The following is a 13107-nucleotide window of genomic DNA, read 5'->3' as shown; positions in this document are numbered from 1 at the left end:
CGGCGCCGGCGTCACGACCCGACCGACCGGAACGTCCGCAGGCGCAGGCTGTTGGCCACGACGAACACCGACGACAACGCCATCGCCGCGCCCGCGAGCATGGGGTTCAGCAGCCCCAACGCGGCGACGGGGAGCCCGACGACGTTGTAGGCGAAGGCCCAGAACAGATTCCCTCTGATGGTGCTGTGCGTCGCCCGTGCCAATCGAAGAGCGTCAACTGCCGCGAGCAGATCGGCGCGCACGAGCGTCAGATCCGCGGCCTCGATGGCGGCGTCGCTGCCGGTCCCCATGGCGATGCCGAGATCGGCCTGGGCGAGCGCGGCGGCGTCGTTGACCCCGTCGCCGACCATGGCCACGACCCGCCCTTGTGCCTGCAGCTCCCGCACCGCCGCGACCTTGCCCTCGGGCAGCACCCCGGCGACGACATCGACGATCCCGACCTCCGCGGCGACGGCCCGTGCGACATGCGCCGAATCCCCGGTCAGCAGCACAGGCGAAAGCCCAAGACCCTGCAGCAGTTGTACCGCCCGTGCGCTCTCCGGCTTCACGACGTCCTCGACCCGCAGCGCCCCCCGCACCCGCCCGTCCCAGGCCACGAGGATGCCGCCCGCCTCCGACCCGCCCTCATTCGAGCGGGCCGACTCCAGCGCTGCACCGTGCGAGCGCACGGTCTGCGTCCCGCCGCCGTGCGGGCGCGCCGCGTCCGGGGCGATGCCGTGTGATTGCAGCAGGGCCGGTCGGCCGACGAGCACCGCACGGCCGTCGACCGTGCCGTGCACGCCGAGGCCGGGAACGTTCCCGAATCCGGTCACCGCGGCCAGGGGCAGCCCGCGCTCGGTTGCGGCGCGCACGACGGCTCGGCCCACGGGGTGTTCGGAGGCGTGCTCGACCGCGGCCGCCATGCGCAGCACCTCGTCCGCGTCCTCGCCGGGCGAGGCCGTGACGTCGGCCAGCGCGAGCCGGCCGGTGGTCACGGTCCCGGTCTTGTCCAGCAGGATGGTGTCGACCCGGCGGGTGCGTTCCAGGGCCTCGGGGCCCTTGATGAGCACGCCGAGCTGGGCGCCGCGGCCGGTCCCGACGAGCAGCGCCGTCGGCGTGGCCAGGCCGAGCGCGCACGGGCAGGCGATGATCAGTACGGCTACTGCTGTCGTGAAAGCCGCGGCAGTACCCCCGCCGGCTCCTAACCGGAATGCAAGTGTCGCCACGGCCAGCGCGATCACCACCGGGACGAACACGCCGGAGATCCGGTCGGCCAGCCGCTGTGCGGCGGCCTTGCCGCTCTGGGCCTGCCGGACGAGCTCGGCCATCCGGGCCAGCTGGGTGTCGGCGCCGACGCGGGTCGCCCGCACGACCAGCCGGCCGCCGACGTTGACCGTCGCGCCGGTCACGGCCGACTCCGGGCCGACCTCGACTGGCACCGACTCGCCGGTGAGCAGGCTCGCGTCGACTGCGGAGGAGCCCTCGTCGACCACGCCGTCCGTGGCGATCTTCTCGCCGGGCCGGACCACGAACCGGTCGCCGGCCCGCAGCTGTGCCACCGGCACGCGCTGCTCCCGGCCGTCGCGCAGCACGGCGACGTCCTTGGCCCCGAGCTCGAGCACCATGCGCAGCGCCGATCCGGCCCGCCGCTTGGCCCGTGCTTCGAAGTATCGCCCGGCCAGCAGGAACACGGTGACGCCGGCGGCCGCCTCGAGGTAGATGTCGCCGCTGCCGTCCGTGCGCTCGATGGCGAAGGTGAACGGGTGTGTCATGCCCGGTGCGCCGGCCGACCCGAGGAACAGTGCCCACAGCGACCAGCCGAACGCGGCGAGGGTACCCACGGAGACGAGCGTGTCCATGGTGGCCGCCGCGTGCCGCAGGTTCACGAACGCGGCCCGGTGGAACGGCCACCCGCCGTAGACGACGACGGGTGCGGCCAGGGTCAGCGAGGCCCATTGCCAGTATGTGAACTGCCAGGGCGGTACCATCGCCAGCACGATGACGGGCACCGCGAGGGCCGCCGTGACCAGCAGCCGGAGCCGCAGCGAGTCGAGTTCGTCGCGCGGCTCCGCGACCGGTTCCGGCGTCGACACGGCGGCGGTGTAGCCGGTCTTCTCCACCGTCGCGACCAGGTCTGCGGGCGTCACGGTCGCCGGGAACTGCACGCTTGCCGTCTCGGTGGCGTAGTTGACGGACGCGGTGACACCGTCCATCCGGTTGAGCTTCTTCTCGATGCGCATCGCGCACGAGGCGCAGGTCATGCCCCCGATCGAGAGCTCGATCCGCTGCACGTCCATCACCGGGCCTCCACGGTGAACTCGGCGGTGTGCACGGTCCCACCGTGCTGGAAGTCCAGATAGAGCCGGTACCGCCCGGCCGACGGCACGGACGCCGCGAACCGCACGAGCGGCCCGGCCGGGCCCGTCTCGGGATGCACGTGGAGGTACGCCAGGTCACCCGCGCGCAGCGCGACGAGGTGCCCGTACGCGCCGAGGTAGGGCTCCAGGTCCGTCACCGGCACACCGTTGCGCGCGATCCGCAGTCCGAGCGCCGAGGCGGCCCCGCTGACCAGGTCGCCTTCGAGGGTGACCGTGTACCCGCCGTCGACCTGCGCCGTACGCCCGGCCGCCGGCAGCGTCACCGGCCGGTAGTCCCCGGGCGCGTCGACGTCGACGCCGAGCGTGAGCCCCTCGGCCCGCCCGGCCGGGACGAAGTCCGCGAACGCACGGTACTGCCCGGGCCCGCTCGTGTGCACCGGCGCGCTCCACACCCCGGCCGTGTCCCGGCTCGGGTGCAGGTGCTGGAACCCGCTGAGGTCCCGCCGCACCACGATGAGGTGCAGCTCCTTGCCGTGTGCGGTGGTGTACGCCGTGACCGGCCGCCCGTCCGGCCCGTCGATGCGGAACCGGAACTCGGCACCGTCGCTGAGGCTGTCGGTCAGCGGTATCAGCCGATACCCGGCCTCGGCCACCTGCAGCCCGGCCGGCAGATACTCAGCGCCGTCGTGCGCGGCTTCGCCGTGCTCGGCGCCGGCGTCGTGGGCGTTCATGTCGCCGTGCGACGGCACGGGAGGCGGTGTACCCGGTCCGGCCAGGCTGCCGGCGCCGTACGCGGCCGCGAACACCGCCACCAGGCCGGCCGTGAACGCTCCCAGCCGGAGCCATGGACCGTTGAGGGCCGGCACCGCTCAGCCCGCCAGGGCGTAGCCGGCCTCGTCGACGGCCGCCCGCACCGACTCGACGTCGAGGGCCCGCTCGCTTGTCACTGTCACAGCGCCGCTCTCCAGGTCCACCTGAACCGCGGACACCCCGTCGAGCTGCTCCAGCTCGGTGGTCACCGCGTTCACGCAGTGCGTGCAGGTCATTCCGGTCACCGTGTACGTCGTCAGCATCGTCACTCCTTCGCCGCATTACCCCCTGGGGGTACCAGACTACGCCACCATAAACCCCCTGGGGGTATCCAAGTCAAGCGACATGCGTCACCCGCAGGCGGCGCTGCGGGCGACGGAGGCGATGGCGGCCGGCTCGGATCGGCGATACCTCGCTGTGCCCATGCGCTCGGTGGAGCAGCGCTTATCGGAATTACACCGTTGTACTTGTGGATCTCGCCTTCACGCTGGTCACAGGGCGGGTTAGCCTCCCTGCGTGAAGGTCATCGGCGCGATGGAGACGGCTGGTGGCGAGTGGCGCGTCGAGGCGGTCCGGCATCCGAGCGGGTCCCGGTGGTATCGGCTGGTGCACGGTGAGAACGTCGTCGACTTTCTGACGATCGGGCGGGTCGCGGAGCTGTTGGCGCAGGCCGGGGTCGACATGAGCGAGCTCGGCGAGGTCGAGAGCCCGATCACTCGGGCGAGCTGACTGGATGTCACCCGTTACGTTGTTGGGATGTCCGATCCTCAGCAACCCGGCTTCCTGACCCGGCTGCGTGCCGGGCTGGCCGGGGAGCGGGACACCGTCTACCTGGAGGCGCTGCGCACCGCGGGCCGAGCGGCGTACGACGAGATCCTCGCGGCCGACGAGTTACGCCAGCAGCTGCCTTCGCTGTGGACCGCCCCGCCGGCCGCCGCGAGTCAGCTGCTCGCCGCATGGAACGCGTTCGTGCTGCAGACGCTGGGGGAGCGGTTCCTCGACGCGGACTACGAGGCGCGGCCCGCCACCGCCGGATACGTGCCGCCGGTGACCTACGACCAGGCGGCGGCCTGGCTGCACGCGGTCGGGGACTGGGTGTCGCGGGCGCGGCAGGCACGGGCGAACCCGGAGTACGACATCGCGATGCTCAGCGTCGTCCCGGCCCCGCTGCCGGCGTGGGCCGAGGTGCTGGTCTGCCCGCCGGAGCACCTGACCGCCCTGCACGCCGCGGTCGCCCCGGTCCGGGAGCACGCCGAGGTGGCTGTGCACGCACTGGTCCGCACGGGCGTGCCGCCGCAGTACGAGTCGTCCGTGAACCGGCTGCGCCAGGACCTCGCGGCGGCCTCGGCGGCGGCCGACTACGCGGCCGGGCTGCGGACCGGGCGGCACCACCACGGGCTGCACGAGCTCATCGAGCAGAACCTCAAGCAGGCGCTCGAACTGTGGTTCAAGGTCGGCCAGCTGGCCGCGATGCCGTCGCTGCTGGCCGGCCCGCGCTTCGACGTGTGGTGCATGACGGACAAAGCCACCCTGAACCGCTGGAAGCAGGATCCGCACGCCCACCACGCCCTGATCGAGATGTGGCGCACCGATCCCAGCCCGGGCGCGACACTGGCCATCCAGGCGCAGATCGAGGCCGGGCTGCAGACCGGCGACCTGTGGTACCACGTGCCACCGGTCGGCGACACCTGCTACTTCGAGCCGCCGTTCTCACCGCTGTACGAGGTCCGCCGGCCCGTCCGCATCTTCGGCGTCGCCATGCGCCCGGGCACCCAGTTCGCCGTCCGGGGCGGCGCGAAACGCGGCGTGATCCTGGGCCCGTTCCGCCCGACTCAGCGCGTCAACTACCGCACCCGCTGAGCCCGGCCGGCTGAGCACTTTCCGCCCTCGGGACGCCATACCGGCCGCATTTGCCCACCGGGACGCCGTGCGGCTGTGCGGTGTCAGGGGGTGGGTTGGAGTCGGGCGGGGTCGGGGGTTGGGGTTGCGTTGCGGCGGCGGGCGTCCAGGGCGAAGCTCGCGGCGGCCAGGGCCAGGCCGGTTGCGCCCAGGGCGACGCCGACCCAGCTCGGGGCGGTGTAGCCCCAGCCGGCGGCGATGACCAGGCCGCCCAGGGCGGCGCCCAGGCTGTTGGCGATGTTCATGGCGGACTGGCTCACGGCGGCGCCCATGAGCTGGGCGCCCGGGGCGACGCCGATCAGGCGCGACTGCATGGCGGGGCCCAGGAACAGGCCGGCGGCGCCCAGGAAGAACGCGCCCAGGAACAGGGTGTACGGGTTGTGGGCCAGCACGGCGAACGCGGCCATGCTCGCGATGAAGACCACGAAGCCGGACAGGAGGCTGCGGCGCAGGTTGCGGTCCGAGGCCCAGCCGCCGAGAGCGTTCCCGGCGGTCATGCCGAGGCCGATCGCGACGAGCACCCACGGCACGGTGCTCTCGCTCAGGCCGGCCACCTGGGTCGTCACGGGCGCGATGTAGCTGTCGATGGCGAAGAAGCCGCCGAAGCCGACGGCCGCCGTGGTCGCGACAAGCCATACCTGCGGGCTGCGGAACGCACGGAGTTCGGCGCGCGGGGAGCCGGTCGGGTCGGCGGGCTGGTGCGGCACGCTCAGCAGGACGAAGACGAGGGTGAGGGCGAACATGGCGGCGATCGCGAGGTACGCCACGCGCCAGCCCGCGGCCTGGCCCAGCCGGGTGATGAGCGGGACGCCGAAGACGTTGGCGGCGGTCAGGCCGCCGAGGACCACTGCGAAGCCCTTGCCCTGGCTGCCGGGGCCGAGGATGGCCGCCGCGAGGAGGCCGGCCGCGCCGAAGTAGGCGCCGTGCGGCAGTGCGGCCACGAAGCGGGCGGCGAGCACGAGCGGAAAGCCCGGAGCAAGAGCGGATGCGACGGTACCGAGGGTGAAGAGCCCCAGCAGCCCGACGACGAGCGTTTTGCGGGGGAGCCGCGCGGTGAGCGCCGCGATCGTCGGCGCTCCCACGACCACGCCCAGCGCGTAGGCGGTGATCATCCATCCGCCGTGCGCTACGGCCTTCGCAGACGACTGGGCGTACAACTGCGGCAGTAAATCTCGTGAAATGTCGGGCAGAAGACCCATGGCGACGAACTCGGTCAGGCCGATGCCGAAGCCGCCCAGCGACAGGGCGAGCAGCGCGGTCCAGCGGCGAACCGTCGTCATGTCCTCCATGGGGGCAGTTTAGCAACGCTGTTGCGTTATAGGCTGTGGGCATGGACACGCCCGGTGCCGGCCTCGGCTACCTGCGCGGGTACAACGACGCGCTCGTCGTCGGTCTGGCCCGCACGGCGCCCGCGTTCGACCGGGCGTCGATCGCCGCGGCGACCGGCCTCACGCCGCAGGCCGTGTCGAAGGTGCTGGCCCGGCTCACCGGTGACGGGCTGATCGAGCCGGCCGGCGTGCGCCGCGGCGGGGTCGGCAAGCCGGCGACGATGTACCGGATCGTGGCCGGGAGCCGGTTCGCGATCGGTGTGCACGTGGCCCGGACCGGCGTGCGGCTGGTGCTCACGGATCTGCTCGGGACCGTGCTGTCCCGGTCCTGGGCACCGCTCCCGGTCGACTTCACGCCCGGCGAACTGCTGGCCGCGATCGGCACGGCGCGGACCGTGCTGTTCCGGGACGGCCCGGTCGACCCGGCCCGCGTTCTCGGGCTCGGGCTGGGCATGGTCGGGCCGCTCGACCACGCGAACGGGATCGTCCGCGACGCCCATCGGCTCCGGCACTGGCACGACGTGCCGCTGCGCGAACTGGCGGCCCGGGAGCTCGGACTGGCAGTACACCTCGACAAAGACGTCACGGCCGGCGTGACCGCCGAAGCGTGGCGGCGCGGTGCGGATTTTCGCGACGGCGTGCTCATCATGGTCGAGTCCGGGATCGGGGCCGGGCTGTGGCTCGGCGGGGCCGCGTACCGGGGGGCGCACACCAATGCGGGCGAGTTCGGGCACACGGTCATGCAGCTGGACGGGCCGGCGTGCGTGTGCGGGCGGCGCGGCTGCCTGGAGGTGCTCCACGACGCGGCCGTGGCCCGCGGTGACCTGCCGCACGCGGCCCGGCTGCTCGCCGTCGGCGTGGTGAACCTGCTGCAGACCACCGACGTCGGTCACGTGGTGCTGGCCGGCGCGGACCTGCTGCGCCACCGCGACGTCTACCTTGCGGCGATTGCCGCGGCTGTACGTCTCGAGGTGCCCCGCGCCGACTGGCTCACGGTCGACGTGTCCGTGTCGGCGCTGGGCAGCGACGTCATTGCGGCGGGGGCGGCCATGCAGGTGCTCAACGCCGTGTACGGCCGCCCTTCGCCCGACAGTGCCCTACTGGGCGGCGGCCGTCAGTGAGCTGTGGATCGTGAACACCCGGTCGAGGCCGGTGATCTGGAAGATGCGCAGCAGGCGCGCGTGCGGGATGACCAGCTCGACCACGCCGCCGGCCTCGGCCAGCCGCTTGTGCACACTGATCAGCACGCCCAGGGTCGTCGAGTCGAGAAAACCGACGTCGCTGAGGTCGACGATCAGCGTCGAAGCACCCTCATCCACGATCTTGTGCAGGTAGGCGCGCAGCTCGGGGGCCGTGGCGACATCCAGCTCGCCACTCGCCGTGACCACGGCGCGCGACCCCTCGACCGTCGAGGTGACCTGCATCGGCGTCCCGCCCCTTCGTCTGTTTGTGCACTCGTTGTACAACTGGCCGTTTGCCCGGGCAAGCATACGTCCGAACGGCGGATTACTCTCGTCCAGACGGGCCCGGGTGTCCGTTCACTCACGGTTCCTGCCGCGGGGCCGGGTCCCACGTCAGGTGCTTGCTGAACCGGACGAGCGTGCCCGTGTCCTCGACCGACACCACGTCGAGCCGCTCCACCACGGCGGCGAGGACTTGCAGGCCGCGCCCGCTCTCCTTGAGGTGCCCGGGCTCATGCCCGGCCTCCACTGGCTCAACCGGCGGCACCCGCGCCGGGTTGAAGCCGCCACCGTCGTCGGTGACCTCGATCACGCACTCGCCGTCATCGACAGTGACGTCGATGTGGTAGCCGCTGGCGAGATTGGCGTGCGAAACCACGTTCCCGCACGCCTCGGTGAGCGCGAGCCGGATGTCGTCGCGGCACTCCTCCGTCACGCCGGCACCGGCGAGGGCCCCGTCTAGCGTTCGCCGGGCGTCGCGCACCAGTGCGGCGTCGCGCGGCAGTTCGAGTGAAAACTGCAGACGCATGTCGTGCTGCGGCACATCTTCCTCCTTCGTCGCGTCCACCGGCGTACCCAACCGGCGCGTGCCGAAAACTGTCGTACCCGGCGGGCAGAATGCGCGGCATGGAGATCCGGGTCGTGCACCACAACAGCAAGTCCGCGAAGACCACCACCGACGCCGTCGTCGACGTCACCTCCCGCGGCCCATACCCGTGGGTGCGTTTCAGCCCGTTCTATCCGCACGGCGGCATCCCGGTCCCCCTGAGCCCGGGCGCGACGGGCACGTCGGTGGAGGCGATCTGGCAGGCCCTGAAGGTGTTCGAGTCCGCCGACGTCGACCGGGCGCTGCTGGAGACCACCCGGATGACCGGCCTGAAGCGCACGGTGCGCCGCTACGGCCCGGTTCGCGGCCACCGGGCGGGCCTGGACGCCCCGGACCTGCTGGACTACGGGACGGCCCGCCGCCGCATCTACCTCCCGGCGTATCGCCACGTCCTCGACCACCACGTCTCCGCCGAGCTCACGAAGCTCCGCGAGCTGGCCGCCGCGGCCCCGGTGACGCTGCTGGACTACACGACGAACGGTGACGTGGCCGACCTGCGCTCGCCGCTGTCGCATGCGGCGCTGATCCGGCTGTACCTGCTCGACGAGTGGCCGGGCGGGTGAGGCTGCCGGCCCGGGCGGCGGGCGGGTGGTCTCAGTCGGCCATGCCGGTGCTCGTGCGGGTCCGGGTGTTGGAGCGGGTGCCGGTGCCGCGAGGGCAGGGGCCGGTGTTGACGATGGTGTTCGTGGTGGCGTCGAGGATGGTGTAGCTGTCGTTCTCGACGATGTCGAGGCGGCCGCCGGGGATCGGGGTGCCGGTGCAGAAGCTCGGGAGGGGGACCGGGCGGCCGCGGCTCAGGAGGGCGGGGGCCGTGGATTGAGGGATGCCGACGGCCAGAGCCAGGCCGAGCATGACGGCGGCGCGGGTCAGGGGTGTGCGGCGGCCCATCAGGGGGCGGGCTCCGGATGCCGGGCTTCGTGTCGGCTCGCGGCGGTCGGCTCGTCCGTCCCGCCGTGCGTCGGCCGACCGGCTCGGCCATCGGCCGCTTGCGCCGGACGGCGTGGTGGAGCTCGCCGCCTGCGCCTGGCTCGGGTCGAACGCGTCCAGATCGATGATGACGGCGTCGTGCGGGGTGTCGGGGCTGTCGGCCATCGATTGCCAGCGTAGCGCGCAGCCCGCATCCGGATCAGGATCACCGCCGGTGAGCGCTCGCTCCGAACCGCGTCAGTTCGGGCCCGGTAGTCGGGCGGTTGCGGCCGGGGGTGCGGGCGGGCGGTTGCGGTCGCCCGGTGCGCCAGGGGCATATGCGGCAGGGGCTTGGGCGCCGGTGGGGCTTGGCCGTCCGGTGCGGGATGTCGGTCGGCCGTGCGCGTTTGCGGGCCCGGGCGGACGTCGGCCGGCGGTGAGTGGGGTGGTCGGGCGCCTCTAGGTTCTGTCTCGCGGATCATGGGTTTGGTTCGTTGTACTGGTGCTGCCAGCGCAACCCACTCGTGGTGGCCGTTGGCGTGATCACCGTCAGGTGATCAATGCGAGCTGCTGGGTGAAACGGACCGGGTCGCCGTGGCGTGACCTGCCGGAACGGCATGGGCCGGGGAAGACGCCGTACCAGCGGTTCCGCAGATGGGCTGCCGACGGTACCTGGGCCCTGCTCAAACAACAGGTCGTCGCGCTTGCCGAGGCAGACGGCGACATCGACTGGGACGCGCAGGTGGACTCCACCGTCGTGCGGGTGCACCAGCACGCGGCCAGTGCCCATCAAGGGGGCTCGACGCCGACGTATCGCAGGCACGGCAGGGCATCGGACGGTCCCGTGGTGGGCGAAGGTCCACACCCTGTCCGACGGGCGAGGCCGGCCCCTTGCCACCCAGATCACACCGGGCCGGGCCGCCGACATCCGCCAGCTCGCGCCGCTGCTGGAGCAGGTGTCGGTGACGAACCCGCCCGGCGGGGCCGACCCCGCAAACGCCCGGACTCCTTCGTGGAACGCGGCTTCAACCGGCGCGAACACTGGCGCGGACTCGCCACCCGCTACGACTGTTGGGCAGCCATTACCAAGCCACGCTCGACCTGGTCGAAATGCTCGACTGGCTCCAGGCCGTACGCGACCAACCATGATCCGCGAGACAGAACCTAGGGTGGGGGGGATGATGTACTTCGTTTACTGCATTGACCGGGTCGGGTCCGCGGCACTGCGGGACGAGCTGGTTGAGGCGCACTGGGCGTATATGGACGGGTTCGCCGATCGGCTGTATGCGCGTGGGCCGACGCTCACCGACGACCTGGAGACCGCTACCGGGAGCATCCACGTCGTCGAGCTGCCGTCGGATGATGCGGCCCGGGAGTTCGCGGAGTCGGAGCCCAACTGGCGGGGCGGGGTCTACGCGGCGATGACCGTGTGCCGGTTCGAGGATCTGCTCGGGCGGTCCATGTGGGCGTTCCCGGGGCCGGCCGGGCCGCGGTTTCTCGTCATCGCCGATGGTGCTGACCCCGTGCTCCCGGACGACCGCGGTGACGTGATCGTGCTCGGGCGGCTGCGGCGGCTGGCCGACGACGGCGTGATCGGGCTGGTTGCCTGCGTGCAGGCGGGCACCGCGGAGGCCGCCGTGTCGATGTTCCCGGGCGCCGGGTCCGGGACGATCGCCGCCTCACCGTGGCGGTTCGGGGGACGGCCCGGCGCCTGAACGCTCGGCGCTCGGCGACGGTGAGGCGGTACACCCACACGGGCATTTGGCGTGGGCCCGGGAAAGGGTGACGCACCGTGTCAGGGTTTGCTGGGATGGTCACGGCATGACTGAGACACTCATTGCGCTCGTGGCCGGGGCCACCCGTGGGGCCGGACGGCAGATCGCTGTGCAGCTCGGCGTCCAGGGCGCGACCGTGTACTGCACGGGGCGCACGACGCGGGCACAGCGATCGGAGTACGGGCGGCCGGAGACCATCGAGGAGACGGCCGAGCTCGTGACCGCGGCCGGGGGCACCGGGATCGCGATCGCGGCCGACCATCTCGACCCGGGGCAGGTGCGGGCGGTCGTCGAACGGATCGGCAACGAGCACGGGCGGCTCGATGTGCTCGTGAACGACATCTGGGGCGCCGAGGGCATGTTCGCCTGGGACAAGCGGCTGTGGGAGGACGACCTCGAGCGCGGGCTGCGGCTGCTGCGGCTCGCGGTGGACACGCACATCATCACCAGCCACACGGCGCTGCCGCTGCTCACCGGCAGGCCGGGCGGGCTCGTGGTCGAGATGACCGACGGCACGGCCGAGTACAACCGGGAGCGCTACCGGGTCTCGTTCTTCTACGACCTGGCCAAGGCATCGGTGAACCGGATGGCGTTCGCACTCGCCGAGGAGCTGCGATCCGTCGGCGGCACGGCCGTGTCGGTGACGCCCGGGTTTCTGCGCTCGGAGCTGATGCTCGAGCACTTCGGCGTCACCGAGGCGACCTGGCGGGAGGGGGCCGCGAAGGATCCGCATTTCGCGATGTCGGAGTCGCCGGCGTACGTCGGGCGCGGGGTCGCCGCGCTGGCCGCGGACCCGGACCGGGCGCGGTGGAACGGGGCGTCGCTGTCGAGTGCGGACCTGGCCCGGGAGTACGGGCTCACCGACGCGGACGGCAGCCGGCCGGACTTCTGGCGGTACGAGGCCGGGGGGTTCGTCCGGCCCGACGACTACCGTTAGCCGGTGCGCGTCTCCCGGCTGATTTCGCTGGTACTGCTGCTGCAGTCCGGCGGGTCACGCACGGCGGCCGAGCTCGCCGCCCAGCTCGAGGTCTCCGAACGCACGATCTACCGCGACATCCTGGCCCTGTCCGCGGCCGGGGTGCCCGTCTACGCCGAGCAGGGGCGGGCCGGCGGGTACCGGCTGCTGGACGGCTACCGGACGCGGCTCAACGGGCTCAGCCGGGCCGAGGCGGAGGCCCTGTTCCTCTCGGGGCTGCCCGGTCCGGCGCGGGACATGGGACTGGGTGAAGCGCTGGCCGCGGCGGAGCTGAAGGTCACGGCGGCGCTGCCCGGTCCGCTGCGGGCGGCGGCGGCCCAGGGGCGGCAGCGCTTCCACCTCGACGCGCCCGGCTGGTTCCGGGATCCGCAGCCGCCGCCGTTCCTGGCCGAGCTGGCCCGGGCCGTGTGGGAGGACCGGGTCGCCGAGCTCACGTACGCGGGCCGCGGCGGCGAGGTGCACCGCACCGCCGAGCCGCTCGGTCTGGTCCTCAAGCACGGCGTCTGGTACGTCGTCGCCCGGCCCGCCGACACCGGCCATGCGGGAACGGTCCCGGGCGGCGGGACGGGGCTCGGTGCGCGCACCGGTCCGGTCGGGCCGCGGACCTATCGGGTGGACCGGATTCGTGCGGTGACCGTGACGGATGCGCGGTTCGCGCGGGACGATGCGTTCGATCTGCCGTCGTTCTGGGAACGGCGAGCGGCCGAGTTCGAGCGGGCCATGCTGCGCGACACGGTGACCGTGCGGCTGAGCCCGGCCGGGCTACGGGCGCTGCGCTACGCCGTGGAGGCGGTCGCCTACCGGGAGGCGGTCGAGGGGGCCGGGCCGCCCGGCGCGGACGGCTGGGTCACCGTCGCGCTGCCGGTGGAGTCGGTGCCTGTCGCGTACACCCAGTTGCTGGCTCTTGGTCCTGAGGTCGAGGCGGTCGCCCCGGCCGAGCTGCGGGCCCTGCTGGCGGCCGCGGCCGAACGCACGGCGGCGCTGTACCGGCGCTGATAGGACAGCGCCGCCACGAGCAGCGCCCAGCCGTAGCCCCCGGCCGCCACCGC

The 13107-nt window shown here is 72.6% G+C and carries 14 protein-coding genes and 1 pseudogene; 8 read left to right on the top strand and 7 right to left on the bottom strand.

Translation table 11 applies throughout. From position 1 onward, the window contains the following. Positions 1-11: 11 nt before the first annotated feature. Genes Dvina_RS35215 through Dvina_RS35205 form a run of 3 tightly spaced genes read right to left on the bottom strand, consistent with a single transcriptional unit; the run spans position 12 to position 3370 of the window. Entirely contained in the window at positions 12-2276 is a 2265-nt protein-coding gene (locus Dvina_RS35215) for a heavy metal translocating P-type ATPase (protein WP_223105884.1), read from the bottom strand. After that, complete coding sequence (locus tag Dvina_RS35210) at positions 2276-3163, bottom strand: hypothetical protein (RefSeq protein ID WP_223093589.1); 888 nt, start codon at positions 3161-3163, stop codon at positions 2276-2278. The genes Dvina_RS35215 and Dvina_RS35210 overlap by 1 nt, the downstream gene beginning before the upstream one ends. Positions 3164-3166: 3 nt before the next feature. Beyond that, on the bottom strand, positions 3167-3370 hold the full coding sequence (locus Dvina_RS35205; protein WP_223093588.1) for a heavy-metal-associated domain-containing protein: 204 nt from the start codon (positions 3368-3370) through the stop codon (positions 3167-3169). Positions 3371-3623: 253 nt separating this feature from the next. Here Dvina_RS35205 and Dvina_RS35200 point away from each other — a divergent pair, with 253 nt between their 5' ends. Both Dvina_RS35200 and Dvina_RS35195 read left to right on the top strand, forming a co-directional pair. After that, positions 3624-3836, top strand: coding sequence for a hypothetical protein (locus Dvina_RS35200; protein ID WP_223093587.1), 213 nt, complete (start codon positions 3624-3626; stop codon positions 3834-3836). A gap of 27 nt (positions 3837-3863) precedes the next feature. After that, the gene (locus Dvina_RS35195; protein WP_223093586.1) at positions 3864-4967 is read left to right on the top strand and encodes a hypothetical protein; all 1104 of its coding nucleotides are present in this window, start codon (positions 3864-3866) and stop codon (positions 4965-4967) included. A gap of 83 nt (positions 4968-5050) precedes the next feature. Here Dvina_RS35195 and Dvina_RS35190 read toward each other — a convergent pair whose 3' ends face one another. Continuing rightward, on the bottom strand, positions 5051-6286 hold the full coding sequence (locus Dvina_RS35190; RefSeq protein WP_246656622.1) for an MFS transporter: 1236 nt from the start codon (positions 6284-6286) through the stop codon (positions 5051-5053). A 50-nt stretch (positions 6287-6336) separates the two neighbouring features. On the opposite strand from Dvina_RS35190, the gene Dvina_RS35185 reads away from it, so the two are divergent. After that, entirely contained in the window at positions 6337-7455 is a 1119-nt protein-coding gene (locus Dvina_RS35185; protein WP_223093584.1) for an ROK family transcriptional regulator, read from the top strand. Here the strand turns inward: Dvina_RS35185 and Dvina_RS35180 are convergent. Next, entirely contained in the window at positions 7432-7758 is a 327-nt protein-coding gene (locus Dvina_RS35180) for an STAS domain-containing protein (RefSeq protein ID WP_223093583.1), read from the bottom strand. The two genes, Dvina_RS35185 and Dvina_RS35180, sit on opposite strands and share 24 nt — an antisense overlap. Before the next feature lie 118 nt (positions 7759-7876). Continuing rightward, the gene (locus Dvina_RS35175) at positions 7877-8362 is read right to left on the bottom strand and encodes an ATP-binding protein (protein WP_223093582.1); all 486 of its coding nucleotides are present in this window, start codon (positions 8360-8362) and stop codon (positions 7877-7879) included. A 59-nt stretch (positions 8363-8421) separates the two neighbouring features. Between Dvina_RS35175 and Dvina_RS35170 the strand changes: the two genes are divergently transcribed. Beyond that, entirely contained in the window at positions 8422-8964 is a 543-nt protein-coding gene (locus tag Dvina_RS35170) for a DUF6939 family protein (protein WP_223093581.1), read from the top strand. Between the two features lie 31 nt (positions 8965-8995). Here the strand turns inward: Dvina_RS35170 and Dvina_RS35165 are convergent, their stop codons facing one another. Beyond that, positions 8996-9493 carry a hypothetical protein gene (locus Dvina_RS35165; RefSeq protein WP_223093580.1) on the bottom strand — a complete coding sequence of 166 codons (498 nt, stop codon included), beginning with the start codon at positions 9491-9493 and terminating at the stop codon, positions 8996-8998. A 280-nt stretch (positions 9494-9773) separates the two neighbouring features. Between Dvina_RS35165 and Dvina_RS55805 the strand changes: the two are divergent. The 4 genes and pseudogenes from Dvina_RS55805 to Dvina_RS35145 all read left to right on the top strand — a co-directional run bounded on the left by Dvina_RS55805 (position 9774) and on the right by Dvina_RS35145 (position 13054). Then, positions 9774-10456 (top strand): annotated as a pseudogene (locus tag Dvina_RS55805) (IS5 family transposase). A gap of 29 nt (positions 10457-10485) precedes the next feature. Next, positions 10486-11022 (top strand): YciI family protein, encoded by a 537-nt coding sequence (locus Dvina_RS35155; RefSeq protein WP_223093578.1) that lies wholly within the window; start codon positions 10486-10488, stop codon positions 11020-11022. 106 nt (positions 11023-11128) lie between these two features. Further along, positions 11129-12019 (top strand): SDR family oxidoreductase, encoded by an 891-nt coding sequence (locus Dvina_RS35150; protein ID WP_223093577.1) that lies wholly within the window; start codon positions 11129-11131, stop codon positions 12017-12019. 3 nt (positions 12020-12022) lie between these two features. After that, positions 12023-13054 carry a helix-turn-helix transcriptional regulator gene (locus Dvina_RS35145; protein ID WP_223093576.1) on the top strand — a complete coding sequence of 344 codons (1032 nt, stop codon included), beginning with the start codon at positions 12023-12025 and terminating at the stop codon, positions 13052-13054. Positions 13055-13107: the final 53 nt, after the last annotated feature.

The sequence above is a fragment of the Dactylosporangium vinaceum genome, from assembly GCF_019904175.1.
GTDB classification, from domain to species: domain Bacteria; phylum Actinomycetota; class Actinomycetes; order Mycobacteriales; family Micromonosporaceae; genus Dactylosporangium; species Dactylosporangium vinaceum.
The sequence above is the reverse complement of the archived record's forward strand: the minus strand, read 5'-3'. Positions and strand labels throughout refer to the sequence as shown.